Source organism: Desulfurococcaceae archaeon (assembly GCA_038845865.1).
Taxonomy (GTDB): Archaea; Thermoproteota; Thermoprotei_A; order Sulfolobales; family Desulfurococcaceae; genus UBA285.
This window is the reverse complement of sequence record JAWBQJ010000003.1, coordinates 144,089-164,014: the sequence shown is the minus strand read 5'-3', so window position 1 is coordinate 164,014 and position 19,926 is coordinate 144,089. Positions and strand designations below refer to the sequence as shown.

At 51.2% G+C, this 19,926-nt stretch carries 19 protein-coding genes; 8 read left to right on the top strand and 11 right to left on the bottom strand.

Annotation, left to right across the window (positions count from 1 at the left end; genetic code table 11):
• Positions 1 to 141: 141 nt before the first annotated feature.
• The 4 genes from QXU03_05285 to QXU03_05270 form a co-directional block, all read right to left on the bottom strand.
• Entirely contained in the window at positions 142 to 573 is a 432-nt protein-coding gene (locus tag QXU03_05285) for an archaellin/type IV pilin N-terminal domain-containing protein (GenBank protein MEM2171146.1), read from the bottom strand.
• 161 nt (positions 574 to 734) lie between these two features.
• On the bottom strand, positions 735 to 1,136 hold the full coding sequence (locus QXU03_05280) for a hypothetical protein (GenBank protein MEM2171145.1): 402 nt from the start codon (positions 1,134 to 1,136) through the stop codon (positions 735 to 737).
• 1 nt (position 1,137) lies between these two features.
• On the bottom strand, positions 1,138 to 2,988 hold the full coding sequence (locus QXU03_05275; protein MEM2171144.1) for a type II secretion system F family protein: 1,851 nt from the start codon (positions 2,986 to 2,988) through the stop codon (positions 1,138 to 1,140).
• Entirely contained in the window at positions 2,985 to 4,622 is a 1,638-nt protein-coding gene (locus tag QXU03_05270; GenBank protein MEM2171143.1) for a type II/IV secretion system ATPase subunit, read from the bottom strand. Before QXU03_05270 ends, QXU03_05275 begins: the two co-directional genes overlap by 4 nt.
• Before the next feature lie 192 nt (positions 4,623 to 4,814).
• Here QXU03_05270 and QXU03_05265 point away from each other — a divergent pair, with 192 nt between their 5' ends.
• Positions 4,815 to 7,991: a hypothetical protein gene (locus QXU03_05265; GenBank protein MEM2171142.1), complete on the top strand. Its 3,177-nt coding sequence runs from the start codon at positions 4,815 to 4,817 to the stop codon at positions 7,989 to 7,991.
• Positions 7,992 to 8,085: 94 nt separating this feature from the next.
• On the opposite strand, the gene QXU03_05260 is transcribed toward QXU03_05265, so the two are convergent.
• On the bottom strand, positions 8,086 to 8,499 hold the full coding sequence (locus QXU03_05260) for a hypothetical protein (GenBank protein ID MEM2171141.1): 414 nt from the start codon (positions 8,497 to 8,499) through the stop codon (positions 8,086 to 8,088).
• Between the two features lie 143 nt (positions 8,500 to 8,642).
• On the opposite strand from QXU03_05260, the gene QXU03_05255 reads away from it, so the two are divergent.
• Positions 8,643 to 9,515 carry a hypothetical protein gene (locus QXU03_05255; protein MEM2171140.1) on the top strand — a complete coding sequence of 291 codons (873 nt, stop codon included), beginning with the start codon at positions 8,643 to 8,645 and terminating at the stop codon, positions 9,513 to 9,515.
• A gap of 76 nt (positions 9,516 to 9,591) precedes the next feature.
• Here the strand turns inward: QXU03_05255 and QXU03_05250 are convergent, their stop codons facing one another.
• From QXU03_05250 to QXU03_05240, 3 genes are read right to left on the bottom strand one after another with little or no spacing between them, the layout of a single operon-like run.
• Positions 9,592 to 10,128, bottom strand: coding sequence for a tRNA (cytidine(56)-2'-O)-methyltransferase (locus QXU03_05250; protein ID MEM2171139.1), 537 nt, complete (start codon positions 10,126 to 10,128; stop codon positions 9,592 to 9,594).
• Positions 10,103 to 11,191: a GTPase HflX gene (gene hflX / locus QXU03_05245; GenBank protein MEM2171138.1), complete on the bottom strand. Its 1,089-nt coding sequence runs from the start codon at positions 11,189 to 11,191 to the stop codon at positions 10,103 to 10,105. The genes QXU03_05250 and hflX overlap by 26 nt, the downstream gene beginning before the upstream one ends.
• The gene (locus tag QXU03_05240; protein ID MEM2171137.1) at positions 11,188 to 11,721 is read right to left on the bottom strand and encodes a multiprotein bridging factor aMBF1; all 534 of its coding nucleotides are present in this window, start codon (positions 11,719 to 11,721) and stop codon (positions 11,188 to 11,190) included. Before QXU03_05240 ends, hflX begins: the two co-directional genes overlap by 4 nt.
• A 65-nt stretch (positions 11,722 to 11,786) precedes the next feature.
• On the opposite strand from QXU03_05240, the gene QXU03_05235 reads away from it, so the two are divergent.
• From QXU03_05235 to QXU03_05225, 3 genes are all read left to right on the top strand, one after another.
• On the top strand, positions 11,787 to 13,004 hold the full coding sequence (locus QXU03_05235) for a proteasome-activating nucleotidase (GenBank protein MEM2171136.1): 1,218 nt from the start codon (positions 11,787 to 11,789) through the stop codon (positions 13,002 to 13,004).
• 127 nt (positions 13,005 to 13,131) lie between these two features.
• A complete protein-coding gene (locus QXU03_05230; protein MEM2171135.1) occupies positions 13,132 to 13,623 on the top strand; it encodes a PUA domain-containing protein in 492 nt (163 codons plus the stop codon).
• Positions 13,617 to 14,354: a PAC2 family protein gene (locus tag QXU03_05225; GenBank protein MEM2171134.1), complete on the top strand. Its 738-nt coding sequence runs from the start codon at positions 13,617 to 13,619 to the stop codon at positions 14,352 to 14,354. The genes QXU03_05230 and QXU03_05225 overlap by 7 nt, the downstream gene beginning before the upstream one ends.
• On the opposite strand, the gene tgtA is transcribed toward QXU03_05225, so the two are convergent.
• Entirely contained in the window at positions 14,311 to 15,867 is a 1,557-nt protein-coding gene (gene tgtA, locus QXU03_05220; protein ID MEM2171133.1) for a tRNA guanosine(15) transglycosylase TgtA, read from the bottom strand. The two genes, QXU03_05225 and tgtA, sit on opposite strands and share 44 nt — an antisense overlap.
• A 6-nt stretch (positions 15,868 to 15,873) precedes the next feature.
• Positions 15,874 to 16,323 (bottom strand): Lsm family RNA-binding protein, encoded by a 450-nt coding sequence (locus tag QXU03_05215; protein ID MEM2171132.1) that lies wholly within the window; start codon positions 16,321 to 16,323, stop codon positions 15,874 to 15,876.
• A gap of 71 nt (positions 16,324 to 16,394) precedes the next feature.
• Here QXU03_05215 and QXU03_05210 point away from each other — a divergent pair, with 71 nt between their 5' ends.
• The 3 genes from QXU03_05210 (at position 16,395) to QXU03_05200 (ending at position 18,230) form a co-directional block, all read left to right on the top strand.
• Complete coding sequence (locus QXU03_05210) at positions 16,395 to 16,739, top strand: DNA-directed RNA polymerase subunit G (GenBank protein MEM2171131.1); 345 nt, start codon at positions 16,395 to 16,397, stop codon at positions 16,737 to 16,739.
• 88 nt (positions 16,740 to 16,827) lie between these two features.
• Complete coding sequence (locus QXU03_05205) at positions 16,828 to 17,154, top strand: hypothetical protein (GenBank protein ID MEM2171130.1); 327 nt, start codon at positions 16,828 to 16,830, stop codon at positions 17,152 to 17,154.
• A complete protein-coding gene (locus QXU03_05200; protein MEM2171129.1) occupies positions 17,151 to 18,230 on the top strand; it encodes an ATP-binding protein in 1,080 nt (359 codons plus the stop codon). Before QXU03_05205 ends, QXU03_05200 begins: the two co-directional genes overlap by 4 nt.
• 16 nt (positions 18,231 to 18,246) lie before the next feature.
• Here QXU03_05200 and thsB read toward each other — a convergent pair whose 3' ends face one another.
• The gene (gene thsB / locus QXU03_05195; protein MEM2171128.1) at positions 18,247 to 19,899 is read right to left on the bottom strand and encodes a thermosome subunit beta; all 1,653 of its coding nucleotides are present in this window, start codon (positions 19,897 to 19,899) and stop codon (positions 18,247 to 18,249) included.
• Between the last annotated feature and the right edge of the window lie 27 nt (positions 19,900 to 19,926).

The window sequence follows — 19,926 nt, the reverse complement described above, 5'->3', positions numbered from 1 at the left end:
ACACCTGACAGGAGGTTAACCTCCTAAACGGGACCCCCCTGAGAGAGGCGGGGAGTACAGTGAAGGAAAACATGCACGAAGACTGTGAGAAGGGGTGGAAGGAAGTAAAAATGCTCTGAGGGAATGAGGCACTCAGCCCATCTACTTCGCCTGCACAGTCGCCGAAATGACGTTACCTGCTCTAGTGTATATGGTGACCTGGTACCTGGTGCCAGCAACGGCTGCTGTTCCTAAACTGCACTCTATCCACCCCTCAGCGCCCGGATCTACTTTTACTTCTCCACCGCTAGGCGCACCAAGGGTGCCATTGGTATTAGTAATACTTGCTGTTCCTAACCCCGATACCTCTATCTTGTATATTACTGCTGCGGCCGATCCTTCGTTCTTGATGTGCAGGTAGAGCATAGTATTCGTGATGTAACTGTCCGGGTATACCCTTATGCTCTCGGTCGCTCCGAATGTCCCCCACCACCCCATTATCCAGCCTATTACTCCAATGGCTATTACCAGCGTCACCGCTACCAGTATTACTACTGCTATGATCGGTTCTATGCCCTTGTAGCGCCTGCTCATAGTTTTCCCTCTCTTACTATATCCTCTTGTTAGGGGTTATTATAAACTTTGCCTATATTGCTTAAACCTATAGTGCTACATTCCACCGTAATACGCTACATACGGGTACTTCTAGTACTGTTACCGTTACCCGAGTAGTATGTCTACTATGTCTAGCCCACTCACGGCCTTATAACCCTTTCAAGCACGGGGTACACCGTCCCCGACTTCAGGTAAAGCCTTACAGTGTACATCGTTCCGTGCGTGTACTCCCTGCTCAGCTTGAAGTAAACCTCCCGCTGGTTTCCGGGCCCAATAGTCTCCGGGCTATCCAGCTCTATTGTCTCCATACCGTGCACTTCCACCCTGTATATCTCCGCCACCCCTTCACCCTCATTCACGGCCACCACTCTCAACCACCAGGAGCCATCCGTTTCGTTAAGGTACATCTCTATGTCCAGTATTCTCAGTACTTCGGGTTTCCAAGTCATGGAGCGGTAGGTTGTTATGATCCAGGTGACCGCTGCCGCCGAGATGGCTATGGCCACCCCCAGGAGCACTATTACGGCGAAGAGTCTGTGCAAGCTACACACCAATAAACGTGAACGTCACGGACAGCGTAAGCACCGTTACCAGCGTAAGCACTATCGCGTGCTGGAAGCCTGCGGCCATCGTCGCCTGCGACGCCTTCCCGGCGATCAGGCCCATGATGTATGAGTTTATCAGGCTCCCCAGCGAAAGCACCAGTAGTAGCGGGGTCACGGTCGCTATGGGTATTCTCGCCAGCGACAGCAGCATGTAGAGTATGATCATGGGGGTGGAGGCCAGGAGGACGGCGCCTAGATACGGTAGCACTACCTGCGACCTCATCCTCCTCCTGGTCTCCTCTTCGAGTTCGCTTAAGACCTGCGTAAACCTAGCTAAGGTGTCTATTACGTCGGGGGCGCCCCCACCGACAAGTATGGAATCTGTGAGAAACCTCAACGAGGCTATTACAAACCACTCCTTGACTCCCTTAAGGGCCTTCCTGAGCGCCTCTTCGAGGTTTAAACCCAGGGACAGCGATGCGGCCGCCCTCTCTATTATTGGAGTCAGGTTCTTGTAGCTTCTACTCGAAACCAGTATTATGCACTTCTCCGGGCTCAACCCCGTCTTCCTCACCTCGCTGACATCCCTGAGAAAGTCCGCTACAGACCTCACTAAGCCGCGCTGCCTCCTAGCCATGAGCCTGTACTTAATTGCCGGTGGCAGGGAGGCGCCTATGAGTGTTGCCGATATCGCGTAAACCAGCGATTTAACCTCTTTAATGCCCACCTTCCCGGCGAAGATGCTTATGCCATTTGTAAGTGCCAGGACTAGCACGAATATAGCTACGGATATGGGTAACCACACCAGTAGTACCAAGTAGACCTCCCCGTAGCGTACCGGGGTCCTCGGCTGGTTTACGTGGACTGCGAGCGTTATAGCTGAGCCTAGTAGGGGTAGGAAGAAGAAGTTGTAGATGGCTGGAGTTGTTACGTCGACGTTTAGTACTGTAAGTCCTTCAGGGGTTCTAGCCACCTGTGCAGCCGTTATCGCAGCTGACACGGCGAAGAAGACGAACAAAGTTATGGATACGACGACACCGAATATGGTGTAAACCTCTAGGAAGGACATGAGCCTGCCGATGGTGTTCCTGATCTCCACTATCCTGGACTCAACCAGCTCGCGCGTCCTCACTTCGAGGTAGTGTACTACGTCTCCACCGCTTCTCAGGGTCGTGATGTAGCCTAGCATGATGTCTCTAAACCTAGTACTTGGGTGGTGTAGAGCCACTTTTTCGAGGGCCGTTGCGGGGTCCTCCCCCATCATCTTGATCCTGGTCACGATCCTTCGAGCTTCCTCTCTAATGGCCTTAAACACTTTGAGTTGCGTAGCCCTCTCTATGACCCTTTCAAGGCTGTACCCGCCCCTGACCATCGTGGCTACGTAAGACATGAAGAAGGGTAGCTCGTTTTCGGTTTCACTCTTTCTCAGCAAGGTGGCCGTGTACGGCCGCGCGAGCCTGAGTACGAAAACCATTATGGGGGCGGTAACCGTGATGGTGGCCCCCACGATGGTTTCTACAAGCGTTAACCTCGTTGTTAGTAGCATGGTGATGAAGCCTAGGGTGCAAAAAACGGCCGCGATCATGACCAGGGATACCGTCTCGGCACCGTATTTGACCGGGTGGATGTTCATGCCGGCCCTGGTGAACTGCTTTTCCAGCTCAAATGTTCTAGCAAGCCATCTACCCGCGGGCTCGAAGAAGGATAGGGAGAACGCCGTGAAAACATCTCTAACGGTGATCCTGACCCCAACGGGTTTGGTGATTCTCGTTACAGCTAATTGTTCCCGCGTCTTCGCCTCTTCTTTCCTCCCGCTCAGCTTCTTCAAGAGGTTCATAAGCCTCTTCATCTACGTACAACCCCAATTTTCTCTAAGATGCTCTGCGGGTTCATGTAGTACAGGTAAACGTGCGTTGACACCGAGCTGTAATCGCTCAGCTTCCTATCAGCTAGCCACTTCAAAATCATTTTACGCCTCTCCACCTCTTCGAGGACGCCCTCTTCGGGTAGCCCTGACAGTTCCCGTATCTTCCTGAGAACGATGCTCTTATCGAGGTCTATGACCATCTTATCCTCCACGGGGTCCCAGCGGGCGATTTCGACGTAGTCTTCATGGCCCCTCACCTCCCACACGTTGGTTATTCTCCTGGCAGGCCTGATCCTACCCCTCTCGTCCCTCACCTGCACCCTTCTTATGACCAGCGCCATGTTGACTAGGGGTATGTAGGATGGGGGTATGTTCATCGGCGGCGAAGTGAGCCTCTTAACGGCGGCGTCAATGTTCTCTGCGTGTAGAGTCGTTATGCCGCTGTGCCCCGTAGCTATTGCCTGGAAGAGGACGTACGCTTCCTCGCCTCTAACCTCGCCTACAATTATGACGTCAGGCCTGTACCTTAGTGAGAGCTTAACCAGGTGGAATAGCGATACCTCGCCGACACCGCTACCTATGTAGGAGGGCCTCGAAACCAATTGAACCCAGTTCTCGTGGGGCAACCTCAACTCCGGGGTGTCTTCTATGGTCACGATCTTGTACGTTGGCCTTAGGAGGGTTGCCATGGCGTTTAGCGTCGAGGTTTTCCCCGCGCCCGTCGTGCCGAGGATTAACGTAGTCATCTTGTAGTCCATTGCCAGCCAGAAGTACGCGGCCACTTCCGGCGATATCGTCTTGAACAGCACCATGTCCACTATGGTTATGGGAGACTCGCTGAACTTCCTAATAGTGAACGTAGACCCGGAGGTGGAGACCTCCTTTCTGAACGTTGCGGCAAGCCTGTGCCCACCCGGTAGAATCGCGTCTAATATGGGGTACGCCACCGATATGTGCTTACCCGCCATGTGTGCTAGTTTGAGTATGTACTCGTCTAGCTCCTCCTCCGACTTAAACTCTATGTTTGTTGGTACGGACTCGTACTTCCTATGCCAAACATACACCGGTTTCCGGGGCCCATTGCACGATATGTCCTCTATGAACCTGTCACGGAAAACCGGGTCTAGCATGGCGAAACCTATGATGTTCCTCTCCACGTAGTACATGATCTTGCTCCACGAGAGGCTGGGAGTTCTCGTAAACCTGATCTGGAACTCCCTGATGATCCTCCTCGCGCTCTTCTTGATCTCGTTGGCTACGTCCACGTCCAGGCTCTTTACGGGTTTGAGCTCCCACACCAGGTGGTCTCTGATCTCCGAGTATATCTTCTCCTCTTCCGGTGTAAGGGAGATCTCTTGTATTTCGTAGATCAGCTTGCCGTTGGGGTCTTCCACTATGTTTATGTAGGCGAAGGGCTCGTACACGGGGTAGCTCTCTATAACCTGGTAGCCGGGTATCATGCTGTAAAGCTTATGAGTGAACATGCGCTCTTCAACGGCCTTGGTAATGACCTCCCTTTCAGCTTCCCCCTCCCCTTCTACGCGCTCTTCAACGGCCTTGTCCCTTCCCCTTCGTAACTTGCCGAAAAACCTAAACCACTTACTCTTCTCGCTCAAGGCATTGAACCTCTTTAACGAGCTTGATGGTCCCGTTTTATCACATATATATTATATTTTAAATGCTTATTATAAACCTAAGCCCCATTAAGGCGCGATCAACCGCTACGATGTAACGTTATTAAGAATATTGTAAAAATATAATAAGGGTGCCTGCCAATAAAGCTTTACTGAACGGCGCTGGGATTGGTGATGAGTACCGGTAGGCTGTATTTGGCGTGCTTGCTGGGCTTATTTCTAGTAGTCGTAGCCTTACCGCTAGCATTGCCGCAGGGAATAGTGCCGGCTGCGTTCATAGAGCCTGGTGACAGGGTTTACGGGTTTAAAGTAGACTTAGTTAACTTGGGCATAGTGCCGAAATACGTGAGCATAGTAGACGAGTCTAGAGTAGCTGTCATAGGATTGATAGGGGAGGTGTACGGCGTTGCAGTGCTTAGAATGGTCAGCCCCCACGTAGATCCCTTAATAGAGGACCTATACCCGTTAACCGGTATTCCAACGTACGTAGCGAAGGACGGTTACCCCGTTACGAGAATGGCCGTTGGGACTGACAAGGGTGAGGTGCTTCTCTTCAAAGTCGATAGAGGCAGGATCACGAAACACCTGTACCTGGTTCTCGGAGCAGACTTCTACGTAGATAAGCTATACCTGGCTAAAGACCCCGCTGGAAACGTGAAAATCGTGGCACTAACCGTTGAAGGGGGGAGCCGTGGATACCCGTGTCTAAACTGCTACGTTTACGTTTTAGATGAGGAGGCCCAGGGTATACTTAGAATAGGCCCTAAGGTCGGAAAGGCCACGCCGACGTGTGAAGGCTTGAAGAACATACAAGTACAAGATGTTGCCCCCCTGGTAGTGTACGCGCCGGATGGCTTTTACTGGGACGCCTCAAACGTACTAGTAGCGCACATACCCCAGGTAATCAGCCTCGTATTCAACGTAACGTACCTTAACGAAACCACGGGAGAACTCATACCACTACCTGCCACCCTCGTGGAGGTTTCACTAGCCTACGGCGACTTGAAAGAAACCCGAGTAGTATACGGCGTGAACGCCGACGAGAAGGGCGTAGCACGCGTACCAATACCCGTGGAGCAGGATAGAAAACTGACTATTAACTTAACCATACGTAACTTGGAGGGTAGCGTTGTCTGGAATTACACGTTCGTTTACGACCCCCAGCAGTACGTAGAAGTACCCAGCGAGATACCTCTCCCAACCGCAGTGCTTCCAACGAGCAACGTAGATAGGAGGCCCGCGATGAAGATCTACGGGATGCCCCCCTTCCTAGCGGTTAAACTAGACCTCGTTGATATGACGTACGCGCCGTTTGGGTGCCCCCGTAAGGGTTCCGCAGACTTTTACCTAACCCCCTCCGCGGTCGATATAGCGTTTATGCGGGGTAGGGATGACATTAAAGCTAGCGTCACGTACATGGACACCACCGAAGGGCTTCTAAACGTAGTTACCACCTCTCTCTTGCCTTCCGGTATTAGTAAAATTAACGCAGTAGACGACTACGTGGGCTCCAACGTGAGAATTACCGCAAGCGGCACGTACAGTAATGGAAACTACGTAATAATTGGTTTATCGGACGGAAGGCTGAGAATATACGTGTCCGGGGAAAACGGCTACAGGCTTAGGAACATCTACACCATGGGCTCACCACTAGTCAACTTAGTGACTATACCCGGCGTCGAGGGCTACACCTACGTAGCAATCTCGGCTAGCGGCATCCAGGTCTTCAAGGTGGAGCCATACCCTCTACCAGTGTACAGAAACCTAGCATCACTCTACTTGTCAATGCCGGGGTATATACACGGAGATGTCTCGGCGAACATTAAGGCCGTATCACTGGCCGATCAGCACGGCATGATCGTCGTTAAGAACAGCGATATAGCCGTGAAGAACGGCCTCGTACTAACGATGGACAGGTTCATGGCTAAAGATGTTGAGCTCGCCGTCAACATGCCCAGAGGCGAGGAGGTCGGTGGAACGCTCGTGGTACTCAACTACCCTGGAGGATCCGCCGAGTACAGGCTTCAAGGTAACAGCACGACTTTGAAGAACATCATACCCGGCGTGGAGTACACTGTAAACATCTACTCCCCGGTACCTTACGTTTACAACGGCTCACTGACGTTTACGCTCAGCGATACCATGAAGGTGAGCGTGCAAGGTTATCGAAACGTGACCGTGGAGGTACCGCAAGCTTGCTGCAAGCTCGTAGCTAACATGTTGTACAAGGAATTCACAGTAAAGCTGAGAATACTAGACGAGATCTCGGGCGTAAAGCTAATCGCACCCGTGGACATATATGTTGATGGAAAGGAGCTCGTGAAAGCTACGAATAGAAGCGAACACGTGTTCGGAGTGCTCTGGGGCGAACATGTCATCACCGTTTCACCCTCTAAGGGCTTTGAAGGCGTATACCAGGTCTCTGAAGTGCCCGTGATCGTCAACGACAACATGGAGCTGAACGTGCGGATCACGAGGGCAGCGTACTACATGATCATTAAGGTCGCAGACGTGTACGGAGAACTCATTTCACCAGTGGACCTCGTCGTAGAAGGCCCGGAGAGCGTAACTAAGACCGTTGAATCCACTGGCCTGCCCATCCAGTTACTACTACCCTATGGAGAGTACTCGTTGAAGATTATCCCGCACAACACCTCCATATACATACCCTACACTATGACCCTACTCTTAGACTCGCCGCGAAGTGTCGTTGTAACCGTTCAGCGCGTAAGCTACAAGCTCAATGTAAACGTTATTGACAGGTTTGGAGTTGTAGGGAGGTTTGAACTGTACGCGAATGAAACCAAGATCGCGGAAAACGTCGGGGAAAGGATCACCGTTGAGATCCCCTACGGTTCATACGTTCTAAAGCTCGTACCCGTACCTGGATGGGACAAGGCATATGATGCGTCTAAACCCCTAACCATCACCGTGACGAACGATACCTCGGTAACAATATACGCTAATAGAAAGTCGTACCGCTTAAGAGTAGTAGTAGTGGAGGAAGAAAAGCCCGTGGGTAACGCGATCGTATACATTTACAGCCTGGATATAGGCGATCTGATCACCATACTCACAACGGACATTAGTGGGACCATTGAAACGAACCTTCCCTACGGAAACTACAAGGTAGTAGTAGAGCACGGACAGTACATCCGGGAAGAAATACCCGTTCTCGCCGTGGACAAAGACATCAATAGGATTGTCGCACTGAGGCCCACAGTGCTGACCATACTATGGAGGTACGTGCCCGTGATCGCTGTCTTGATAGGCGTGGGCGTTGGAACGTATATTGCAATGAGGGTTAGAACAATTATAGCGAGGAGGCTTGTAGAGGAAGAGATGTTTTAACGAGGTCGAAAGCGCGAAAATTCAAAAAACGATAACTTTGCTGTTTTCTCACCGCTTACGCCTCTTCCATTACAGGCTTCGCTCGTACACGGTGTTAGCTAAATTTCAGCATAACGGTTCTAGGTACGTCATCTATGTAAACAACGAGTATTCTTAAACCCACATCCAGCCCGCTCAGAGCCTCAAGGTCCTTTCTGATAGCTGCTAGCGTGGAAATCTTGTTGTTGAGAGCTTCTACGAGGGCCTCCATGGCTGAGAGTTCTTGGTGAGGTGAGGGGTTTACCACTATTCTTAAGCTACGTAGTTCTAGTACGTTCGGCGGAGTCGCCTCCGTTACCCCCAGCTTTGTCAAGATGCTCTTCAGCTTCTTCTCCTGCTCGCTCTTAATCCTCAGTTCCTCGAGTTTTCTAAGTAGGTCACCTAGCATCTTCCTGTATTCGGCGATCGAGTCATCCAGGCTCTTTGCGAACTCACCTATGCTCGGAAACTCTCTTACAGTCATTGACATAATAGCCCACCATATCACGCTCCTTTAAATACTAAGTTAAGATGTACTTAAAAACCCATTAAGTAACTCAACTCCGCGAGATGTGCTGACTGTAGAGTTTATATTTTAAGTACTACTGCTAATTTAAAGTTAGGGAATCGCGGATGTCCTGGGTTAGCGGCACACTCGTAGAATCCGTCGAGACCAAGGTAAGGTCTTTGGGGCGCGTTCTGAGCGAGTACGTGGAAAAGAGGTTCACGGGGTACGTAGTTTACAGGAACATGTCCGCGGGTATATATATACTAGTAGCGATGATAGACGGTAACATCGTCGCGTGCAGGTCTATAAGGCAGACCCCTGCCGCCAGAACCATAATCTACGATGGTGTCGATTGCTGTGGAGTGGCGATGAAGTATATCAGTGATATCGACGGCGTCGTAGAAGTGTATAGCCTAGACCGCAAGATCATCATAGCGGACCTACTAACGTTCCCGCAGTCTAGAACGGAGGAGAGCGTAATACTGGCGAGCGCATTAAACACTGGAGCAGGCATCCCGGTAAAAGCGCCGCCGAAGCCCCCCACACCGCCTCCACCACCTAAACCGCCCGTGAGCGTGGCGGAAAAGCCCCCTGCTCCACCTCCCACACCGCAACCTCCAGCCCCCCCGGCGGCTGCGAAAGCCCCAGTTGCGGAGGCCGTGGTCAGGGAGGTTGGAGTCCGAATAATGGATGAATGTGTTGATCCCGTAACTCTCTACATGATCATAAAGTCCTCGCAACTCGTAGAGTCGGCGCGGGAATTGCCCGGCCCCGCTGTTCTCGAAAGAATTGAAGGCATGATTAAGGAGAAGAAGCCCAAGTACATTTACTTGAGTGGAAACGTTACGGGCGCTGCTCTCAGAGTAGTATACGATTCTCAGGCAAACGGTGTGAGCGTCGAGCTTGAAAAAAGCGGGACATCGAGGTGCGGAAAGGCAGTGGTGGATGAAGTAAGGAGCAAGAGCGTCACTGATGTAAAGATATGGATCGCTGTATAGCATGAGGCCTGGCCGCTACCTCGGACTCCTAACGCCGCACTGGCTAAGTACGGTTAGAGGTTAAGTGGGCTGCCCTTTACTTAAGCCTTTTCACGAGCTTTCCTCTAGGTGAAGGTATTACCTTTATTTTAGCATTAGTGAACTCCAAGTGTAACTCCCTGCCTTCGTTGAGTCTGTCCAAGAACACAGCTAATGCTGCGATTTCGGAGTGTGGCTGGTGGCCGATTGCGACGTTGTAATCGGCAATTTCGTAGAAGAACCTGGGCACTTTCCTAGCCCCCACGACTACGAGCACGTCGCGGGGATCCCTCTTAATATCTTCTAAGACGTCATCTACGTGAAGACCGTACATTGTCAGGTGCACTATTAACCCGCCGTCTGCTTTCCACCTTTTACAGTACTCCACCGAGCTAACGCCCATCTCGAAGTGCATGCTTCCCCCCCACGTCTCTAAAACCTTTGCTAGAGCCCTGTAGACCACCTCGTCGACCACGTCGGCAAGTAAGAAGCCGTGAGCGCCAAAAGCCCTAGCGACCAGTGCAACGTGTGTAGTGACCCTCTTGTCTCGTCCAGGCCTGTGCCCATATCTAAGCACGTATATCTTCTGCCTCACGGCGTCGCAACCCCCTGCTCTTCAGCTTTTGGTACATTTTATCGAGTAGGAGGTCTATGTTTATCCTCTTAGTGCAGGAGATGGCCACCACGTCGTCCTGTTGCTCCCTTACGTGCTTCGACACCTCCGCTAGCACCAAGCCTATGGACCCTACCCGGTCTACCTTGTTGAGGGCGTATATTACTGGCTTACTGTAGGCGCCGATTCTCCTAAGTATTTCTTTACCGATTTCCACCTCTGCGATCACGTCACTGAGCCTCTTAGACGCGTCCACCACGTCCACTACTATATCTGCCTCGACCACTTCTTCGAGCGTGGCGTAGAAGGACTCTATGACCTCGGGAGGTATGTCCCTTATGAAGCCTACCGTGTCGGTAACTATGAAGCTTAGGCCTTTGTACTCCACGCGGTAAGCCTTGGGGGTCAAGGTCGTAAACGGTTCAGGGCCTACGGGCTTGGAAAGCCCCGTTAACGCGTTGAACAGGCTTGTCTTGCCAGCACACGTGTACCCGACGATCGCGACGTGCGGCAAGCCAGCCTCTCTCCTAGCCTTTCTCCTCGTACTTCTCACTTCGCGCAGTTTCTCCAACTCCCGCCTTACTCTAGCTTCTTTCCGCTTGAGCACCAGGTAGTACTTCTCGTACCCGTACCTGCCAGCGCCCAGGAAACCGTGCAGTTCACCTAGCTTAGCGTACCTTATGGCCTCTTTTACCAGCGGGAGCGTGTACTTTAGCCTCGCCAGCTCTATTTGGAGTAGGGCCTCTCTAGAACCTGCGTGGTTGGCGAAGATCTCCAGTATGATCAGTATCCTGTCGACGACCTCCTTCCTGAGTTCCCGTGCAAGGTTTACGAGTTGGGATGGCTTGAGCTTGTCCATTACTACGAGCTTGTCGAAATCCACGCCCTTTAACTCCTTCGTCTTGTCCAGCGGTAAGTAGGCCTTCGTATTAGTGTTCCCGACGACGAAGTAATCCACTATATCGTTGTAAACGGTCCTTACGAGTGCTAGTTCCTCTTCGAGGAAGGGAGCGTACTTCTTGGGGATGGCTACTAGGACCTTCAATTACCTCCCTTATGCTGCTTTTTCTTTGATTCCTCTGTACTTAGAATATCACCTATAGTTAAAAACTCCTCCTTGTGCTTGGAGGAAGAAACACCAGGTTCTTCTACCACGGGCTCCAGTAGTTTAATGCCGAGTAGCCTTTCAAGCCTCTGCGCGAGCTCAATACTTGGTTTGAGCTTTCCGGCCTCTATCCGCTTAATGGTATTCACGCTCTCACCGGCCTTCTGAGCTAGTACTTCCTGGGGCCAGCCTTGCCTTTCCCTAGCAGCCTTAACCCTGATGGCGTAGTCTTCGACAACTTCGTACTCCTCTACCCGCCTTACGGGGCTCTTTACACCACCTCGCTGCTTATTTGTAGTCTTCGTGGGGGTCCTTCGGGCAAGGGAGGGTGGGGCCTCCCTCACTACATGCTGTTTTGAAAGCCTAGAGTAGCAACTGGGACAGAGGATGAGAATGGAGCCTTCAACTACCGCCTTCTTGGCTTCTTTCCGGTCTAGCTCTCTGCCGCACATTTCGCAATAATAGGACATCTCCATGAACCCCTCTCACTTCTTAAAACATTAGCTGAAGGCTATTATATGTGTGGGTTTTCACCATGAGTGGTGATTTCAAGGGTTCCGAGAACGTTGATGACAAGAACGTGAGCGCCCTAATAGAGAACGACGAAGACTACGTGAGGTACCTCGAAACGAAGGTCAAGTACCTGGAAGAAGAGCGGAAAAAGCTCTTACTCAAACTAGAGTACTACCGGTCGGAGATAGAAAAGCTGCTTTCTCCACCGCTCATAGAGGCCTATCTAGAGTACATGCTAACAGATAACAAGGCTGTCGTTAAGAGTAGTAGTGGTCCCAGCCTAGTCGTCTACGTCGCGGACACTGTTGATAAGTCCAAGCTTAGACCGGGTGCGAGAGTTGCCCTTAACCAGCGGGGCTCGGTAATAGTCGACGTGCTTCCAGAGTACTCAGACCCATACGTGCAGTTAATGGAGGTCATCGAAAAACCGAGCGTCCGTTACAGCGATATCGGAGGGCTTGAGGAGCAGATTAGGGAAATACGCGAAGTTGTGGAACTCCCATTAAAGCACCCCGAGCTCTTCGAAGAGCTCGGCATAGAGCCCCCTAAAGGAGTACTACTTTACGGGCCACCGGGATGCGGGAAAACACTACTAGCAAGGGCCGTTGCAGCCGAGAGTAGTGCGGTGTTCGTATCGCTGGTAGCTAGCGAGCTCGTACAGAAGTACATTGGGGAGGGAGCTAGAATAGTGAGAGAGCTCTTCGTGCTCGCTAGGAGAAAAGCCCCCGCAGTAATTTTCATAGACGAGATAGACGCCATAGCCTCTAAAAGGCTGGAAATAGGGACGAGTGGGGAGAGGGAAGTTCAAAGAACGCTCATGCAGTTACTAGCAGAGCTCGACGGGTTCAAGCCCCTCGACAGGGTGAAGGTAATCGCCGCTACTAACAGAATAGACATACTAGACCCCGCCATTCTGAGGCCCGGTAGGCTAGACAGGATAATAGAGATACCTCTACCAGACAGGAAGGGGCGCATCGAGATCTTCAAAATACACATGAGAAAGCTAAAAGTAGCTGATAGCATAGACTACGAGCTCTTAGCCGAGCTCAGTGAGGGGTTTAGCGGTGCCGAGATAAGGCTAGCCATTACGGAAGCCGGTTACCGTGCCCTCAGGGAGGGGAGGAGACGCGTTACGTTGAGCGACCTGATCAGCGGCATTGAGAAGGTCAAGGTTAAAAAGGAGCTTAGAGGCCTGCAAAGCCAGACGTATGGAGAGAGGAGGCCTGTTTACATACTTTAACGGAGTTACCTGCGTGGAGGCGGGATCGGCAACCACGCGGCTACCTAGCCCGTTGCGTTCTACTGGCGGGGTTTTTAAAGGTACTTGTTTGTCTAGTTACTGAAAGGGCCGCGAATCCCGGCGGGTCGTGTACGCATTGATCATAAGAAGACCTACAAGGAGCGAACTAGAGGAATTGCGGGAAATCGCGGAATTGCAGTTTGACGTTAACGGGGAATCACTGATACCTGAAACGGTAAAAGTGGCTGTTAGTCCCAATACCGGGAAAATACGGTTCCTAGTTTTAAACGGTAAAAGGTACCTCGCACTGCGCTCAAAAGACTACAGGTTCAACCTCTACGTAGCTGCAGGCGAGGTTTTAAACGGGATTTTACCCCACCCACGATTAAGGGTGTACGTTAAGGGCGACTACGTAGAGTTCGTGTCGAGGGGGGGCTCGCTGTTTTGCAAGCACGTACTGATGGCAGACCCCGACATTCGGCCCGATGACGAGGTTTTAGCCGTTGATCCGCAGGGCAGGCTCGTAGCCGTGGGCCGCTCCCGCCTAGCCGGATGGGAAATGGTATTTTATAATAGGGGAGAGGCCGTTAAAGTGAGAGAGGGTGCCTTGAAGTGGTAAAGCTCATCCAGCTAGAGGGCGCGGATTTAAGTAAGCTAAAGGGGTCGTTTTTCATAACGGGGTTCCAGGGCTTCGGGCTCGTAGGTTACCTCTCCACCAGGCACCTTGCTAGGGAGCTAAGGCTCGAAAAGGTGGGGTTTATAAGAACGAGGTTCATGCCCGAGGTTACCTCGTACAATAGAGATCTCGGCTTACAGTACCCGTTTGAAGTGTACGCCGGTAGGGCCGGCTCTAGCAACGTGGTAGTCGTGGTACATAACAGTACGCCAGTAGAGCGCGAGAGAACGTCTTACGCGGAGTTCTTGGCTGTGTTCGCCAAGCAGCTTGAAGCGCGAGAAGTCATACTAATAGGTGGATTAAGCCAAGAACTCCGCGAAGACCCCAGCGAGCAGTATAGGTGGATCCCGATAAATGATACGAGCATAGTACTAAACGACGCAAAAATACTAGAGGATAGGCACATAATAGGTCCGCTTGCACTTACAATGATGTTCATGCACGCTTACGGGCTGAGAGGCGTCATCATACTGCCGTTCACGGAGCCCTATAGACCCGACCCCAAGGCGAGCGCCGTTGCCGTTGAAGTAGTGTCCAGAGTTTTGAGCGTAAAGGTAAGCGTACAGAAATTGATGGAGGAGGCCGCCATTATTGAGGCAGTTGAAGTAGAGCGTGAAAAGATGGAGAAGGCTATTGAAGAAGCAGAGAGGAAATCTCGTTTAACTTACATATAAATAAGGGAGCGCGAGAGACCCCCTCCGAGAGGTACTTGGTTGTTTTTCTAAACAAGTCTTCGGTAAACCAGCCTGCTTGTACGACTACTACCTTACGTGCACCTAGCTCAACCACCTTGTCGATCAGCTTCGCTATTTTAGCTGGGTTAGCCGTTCTTCTCGTGATCCTGCATTCGTGCTGGTAAAAGGGATACGTTGACGATACGCTTGGTTTAAATACCCCTAGCAGTGGGTGTATAAATAGAGCTTCTACATCGGCTCGCGTACCAGTAAGCCCTGCAATAGCCTTGTACTCTTCTTGTAGAGTATAGGGTTTTCTGTAAGCCGGTATGAGTATAACTGTTTTGCCCGTAACCCCTACTCGCGATAGGGCTTTCCGCACGTTCACCCTCAATCTAGGGTTTACACAGGAATCCGCGTTAAACAGTAGTAGCGCCTTACCGCTCGGGCTGGTCGTGGAGTCCGTCTTCTCGAGTAGCTTAACGTACTTCTTAATCACATTGAAAGCCTCGTATAGTGCAGGGTGTGCCCGCGACCTGTACTCTAGGAGCTCCCACAGCCTACCTTCTTTTATTGCCTCTTTGACCGTTTTAATCTCCTTGATTAGCACGTGCAGGTTGTGGGTTGCTATGACCTCTTCTCTCCCTTCACGGGGCATTTCCAGTACTTCCTGCGGCGTGTACTTGGAACACACGGGGCAGTTACATGGGAAGTACACTAGGTCCCTAATGTTCCTGGTCCCCGTCTCCGTCATGTACCTCTCACCGCGCGCGTAAAGTATGTAGCTTGCCGAGTCGAAGAGGTCTCCTCCCACGGCTACGAGAAACGGTATTATCATAGGGTGCCCTACACCGAATACGTGTAAGGGCTTACCCGGCGGTAGGCGTGCCCTAACCGTTACCACTAGCTTCACGAGCTCCGAGTACTTGTACTTCTCGAGCATTACTGTTGGAGAGCCCACTGCGTAAATGTCGTAAGGGAGTTTATTGGCAAGTATTGTAGAGCGCGCCACCAGCTCTTTGTAAGGTGCCCCCTGTACGGGGTATACCCACAGCTGATCGGCGTCCATTATCAGCGGCAGTGCTTCGATGCCACGCCTATACGTTTCCCAGACCGCCTTCTGCGCTTCCTCGAAACTCATTTTACTGCCAGTCGGCACGTCCAGTATTACCGCTATGTCCGACCCTATGCTTTTTTCGTACATCACGATGGTCTTGTTGTCGGCCTCTACGTCGCCATATATCAGTATCTGGTAACCCCCGGAATCCGTCATTATGACGTCTGTCCACGCTAACTCGTCGTGTATGGGTTTAATTAAACCCCTACTCCGCTTATAGAACAGATAGGCATTTGTGATTATCCCATTAAAGCCCATGTCCCTGATCTTAGGCAGTCCCGGCACCTGCCTGTGAGGATCGATCACTGGGAACAAAAAAGGTGTTTCGAGCACGCCATGCCGGGTTACGAGCTTTCCTATGCGCCCTCCCAAGTCCCTCGTTTTAACCTCAAACAAGTTCACTTAACCCTGCAGGGCCTTCTTACGCTGGTCAATGTACTTCCTGTAAAGGCTGTACAGGGTCTCCGCCATGGGGCCTGACCCCATGACCCCCTCCTCGCTCACTCTATACCTACCCAGTATCTCCACTGCCCTGATATCGTGTAGCACCCTTACCGCGTGTTCTTGTAGCTTCATTTCTCTCAGTATAAATTCCTTGAACTCATCGGGATCGAAGAGGGGCTCTTCCATGATTATGATCTCCGACACCCTTTCACCTTTAATTACTATTCTCGAGTACCTATTCCCCGTGTCGTCGACAGCATTTTTCAATAAGATGTTCAGCCCAGGATGGTCGAAGCCCGCTAAAAGGCCTTCGTACAGTTTACCGCTATTTAACACCACTTTTACTCTCTTATCTAAAAGTGCTGCGAGTTCCTGTACAAGCCTCCTTGACGCCTCTGGCACGGCCACTTCTAACCACCTACACTTTTATATACCCTAGCAATAATTTTAACAAGAGTTTAATTAAGGTGTGATTCTTGGTGCTGGAATGCCGCGTCTCCGATATAATGGCAATTAAAGTACCCAAAGTGTACAGGTTGAAGGGTACTTGTAACGATGTTGAAGTGGAAGTGGAGTTCCACGAAGACGTGGTCGAAGCGCCCAAGAAAGACTCCAAGTTCGTGGTGGAAATAACGAGTAGTAAAGACGAGTGCTTAAAGCACTACTTCTGTGCACAAGGCTATGTAGTATCGAACACGCGACTGGGAGACGCCTACCGCGTAGTGATATCACTACACGGATTCCTGGCAGTAATTAAAGGCAAGCAGAAAGTAGACCTGAACGTAATGGAGCAAGTATACCTAGGAGTGTCGTTTAGTCGTTGAGCCCGCTCTTCCTCCCATCTTCTAAGGCGGCTTTTAACGCTTTACTCGAGTAACGCCTTTTAACCCGTAAGTATTAAGGGGGCTCGCGATGTCCGAGTTCGAAGCCGTTCTTAGGCTCTATAGGCTAATTAATGGAAGGGAACACGACGTGGAATCGGAGCTGAAGAGGCTTGGAGAGATCATAAGGACAAGGTCGCAGCTAAACAGCGACGTGGAGTATCTCAGCGTAACTAGGATTAGTAGGGGGGATGTTAAAGGCCTCATAGTCATAAGGGGTAAAAGGGAAAGGGTGCTTAACGAGGTCCAGCTCATAACAACCCTAGTAAAGTCTGACTTTAAGTCAATAGACGTTGAAAACGTTTCACCCAAAAGCACGTATACCGCCATTATCAGCGAATTAAAGAGTTTTTTATGAGAAGGAGGCCCATAGGCTACGTCCCGCCAATAGGCCTTGAGGGTAAGGTTAAGTACCCAGTACAAGACGTACTGGTAGAGTCCACTAACGAACTAGAGTACGTAGTCATAGGGAAGGTCATCAACACCGTTCCCGAGTACCCCGCTAAGCTTTTCAAGAGCAGTATTTTCAGGCACATACTGATCGCCGGGACTACGGGCTCCGGGAAATCCTACACGGCTTCCGTTATGGCTAAACGGGTCGTGGAGCAGCTGGGAATAAGCACGGTAATCCTTGATTGGCATGGCGAGTACGCCGCTTTAATACCGCGCTGCACCGTTGTGGATCCCTATAAAATGCCTCTCCGGGTATTTACTGGCGATCCCGGCGACCTGGCCGTAGTGTCCAACGTATTCGAGTTGACGCCGCCCCAGGAGTACGTGCTCGAAAAGGTACTCAAGAAAGTCGACCTTTCAAGGCTAAAAACGATCGACGTCTTCCTCGACTACCTCGAGAACTACCCCGATGAGTCTACTTGGATACGCGAATCCAAGCTCGCACTACACCGAAAGCTCAGTTTACTGGCTAGGGAGAACTACGGCTCGTTGTTTAAACTCCATGGACCTCACCAGGACATGTCTAGCGTGCTTGAAGGTGGCGTGCCGTGCGTAGTCGACTTAAGCGGAATTACCGACACGAGTATTAGAAAACTGTACTCAGCCTTCCTCTTGAAGAGGCTGGTCAGCCACGTTACCACGACGAGGAGGCCCGTTATGATCGTGATCGAGGAGGCCCAGAACTACCTGTCACGGAACCAGGCCATAAAGCCCATTTGCGAGATGCTCAGGGAGGTGAGGAAGTTTAACGTGGGATTAGTGGTAGTATCCCAGTCAATTCAGCAACTAGTAGAAGACGCCATGACCAACGCCAACACCAAGGTAATACACTCGGTTAAGTCGAGGCATGACTTGGAGCTCGTTGAGAGAGCCCTCTACCTGGATCAGCAAATAATATCCACGCTTCCGTACATTGACCCGGGAGAAGCGGTGTACTCTTCACCTTCAATTAAAAAACCTGTATTGATAAGAATCGAGTAGCGGGTTTACGTTAACCCTACTCCTCTTCCTTCTTCTCTTTTTCCTCTCCAGGCTTCTTACCGGCTTCTTCCTTCTTTTCTAGTTTACTTGCCGCTATGATGTCGTCTATTCTCAGGATAATCGTTGCCGCCTCCGTGCCTCCCTTAATGGCCGTTGCCACAATGCTCACCGGCTCGATCACCCCCTGCTCCATCATGTTGACGAGCTCGCCCGTTGATAGGTTGATGCCTATCCACTTCCCGTCTTCTTGCTCGTGAGCCGCTCTAAGCTTCATTATCATCTCGATGGTGTCGAGGCCCGCGTTTTCGAGCATTGTTACCACGAGCCCCTCTAAGGCCTTCGCGAAGGCTTCTATGGCCAGCTGTTCTTTGCCTCCAACCTTGACAGCGTACCTTCTCAAGTGCTTAGCCAGCTCCATTTCAATGGCCCCGCCACCTGCAACGATTTTGCCGTCTTTGAGCGCGTCAGCTACCGCTGATAGCGCGTCTCTAAAGCTCCTTTCAGCCTCGTCTACCAGCCTCTCCAGGCCTCCCCTGATCACTATGCTAACTGATCGTGGGTTCTTGCACCCCTCTATAAATACCATCTTGTCTTCTCCGACCTTCTTCTCCTCTACAAGCTCCGCATATCCCAGGTCCTCGGCCTTAAAGTCCTCGACGTTGCTTACAATCCTTCCACCAGTAGCCCTTTCCAGCTTTTCTAGGTCACTCCTCTTGACCCTTCTCACGGCTAGAATGCCTTTTTTGGCCAGGAAGTGCTGTGCGATCTCGTCAATGCCTTTTTGCGTAATAACGACGTTGGCACCCACTTCTACGATCTTGTCAACGTACTTCTTCAAGATCTCCTCTTCCTGCTGTAGGAATGCCTTCATCTGGGTGGGGTCGCTAATCCTGATCTCGGCGTCGATCTCCGGCTTCTCGATTTCTAGCGGTGCGTCGAGTAGCGCGATCTTGGCTTTTTCAACCCTCTTAGGCATGCCTGGGTGTACCACCTCCTTGTCCAGTACAATCCCGTAAACCAGTTGAGTGTCCATCAAGGAGCCTCCATACTTTTTAATTATCTGCACGTTGTCTATGTCAACGTAGATCTTGTCGCCCCGTGGCTCTGCCACCTGCTTGACGGCCTTAACAGCTATATTTGCAAAGTACTCCCTCGCATCGTGCACTGCTTTACTCGTAAGGGCGGTTCTCGCCACCTTCCTTAGCACTTCCTCGTCCTCTATGTTTATCGGTGTCGCTATTTGCTCGAGGACTCTTAACGACTCCTCCATTGCCTTCCTGTACCCGGATACTATTACGGTTGGGTGTATGTTTTTGCCGAGGAGGTCCTCTGCGTACCTCAGTAGTTCGCCTGCAATTATGACAGCCCTCTTAGTACCATCACCCACTTCCGCGTCTTGGCTCTTAGCTACGTGAACGAGCATCTTCGCAGCTGGGTGTTGTATTTCAGCCTTGTCCAGTATCGTCGCACCGTCGTTGGTTATGGTCACGTCGCCTAATGCATCAACTAGCATCTTATCCATTCCTTTAGGCCCGTAGGTTGTCTTGACCATTTCCGCTACAGCGCGCGCGGCCATGATGCTTATTCTAAGCGCATCTCTACCAGCCGTTCTCTGCGTGCCCTCTTTGAGTATTAACACGGGTATACCCGTAGGCTCTACAGTGGTCATGTTAATACCCCGTGACTAACCATAAGC

What these genes read in the sequence shown, in the direction of transcription:
- QXU03_05285 (MEM2171146.1), bottom strand. Translation starts at nt 573, where the DNA reads ATGAGCAGGCGCTACAAGGGCATAGAACCGATCATAGCAGTAGTAATA.
- QXU03_05265 (MEM2171142.1), top strand. Translation starts at nt 4,815, where the DNA reads ATGAGTACCGGTAGGCTGTATTTGGCGTGCTTGCTGGGCTTATTTCTA.
- thsB (MEM2171128.1), bottom strand. Translation starts at nt 19,899, where the DNA reads ATGACCACTGTAGAGCCTACGGGTATACCCGTGTTAATACTCAAAGAG.
- QXU03_05240 (MEM2171137.1), bottom strand. Translation starts at nt 11,721, where the DNA reads ATGTCCTATTATTGCGAAATGTGCGGCAGAGAGCTAGACCGGAAAGAA.
- QXU03_05205 (MEM2171130.1), top strand. Translation starts at nt 16,828, where the DNA reads ATGTCCGAGTTCGAAGCCGTTCTTAGGCTCTATAGGCTAATTAATGGA.
- QXU03_05235 (MEM2171136.1), top strand. Translation starts at nt 11,787, where the DNA reads ATGAGTGGTGATTTCAAGGGTTCCGAGAACGTTGATGACAAGAACGTG.
- QXU03_05255 (MEM2171140.1), top strand. Translation starts at nt 8,643, where the DNA reads ATGTCCTGGGTTAGCGGCACACTCGTAGAATCCGTCGAGACCAAGGTA.
- QXU03_05260 (MEM2171141.1), bottom strand. Translation starts at nt 8,499, where the DNA reads ATGTCAATGACTGTAAGAGAGTTTCCGAGCATAGGTGAGTTCGCAAAG.
- QXU03_05200 (MEM2171129.1), top strand. Translation starts at nt 17,151, where the DNA reads ATGAGAAGGAGGCCCATAGGCTACGTCCCGCCAATAGGCCTTGAGGGT.
- QXU03_05275 (MEM2171144.1), bottom strand. Translation starts at nt 2,988, where the DNA reads ATGAAGAGGCTTATGAACCTCTTGAAGAAGCTGAGCGGGAGGAAAGAA.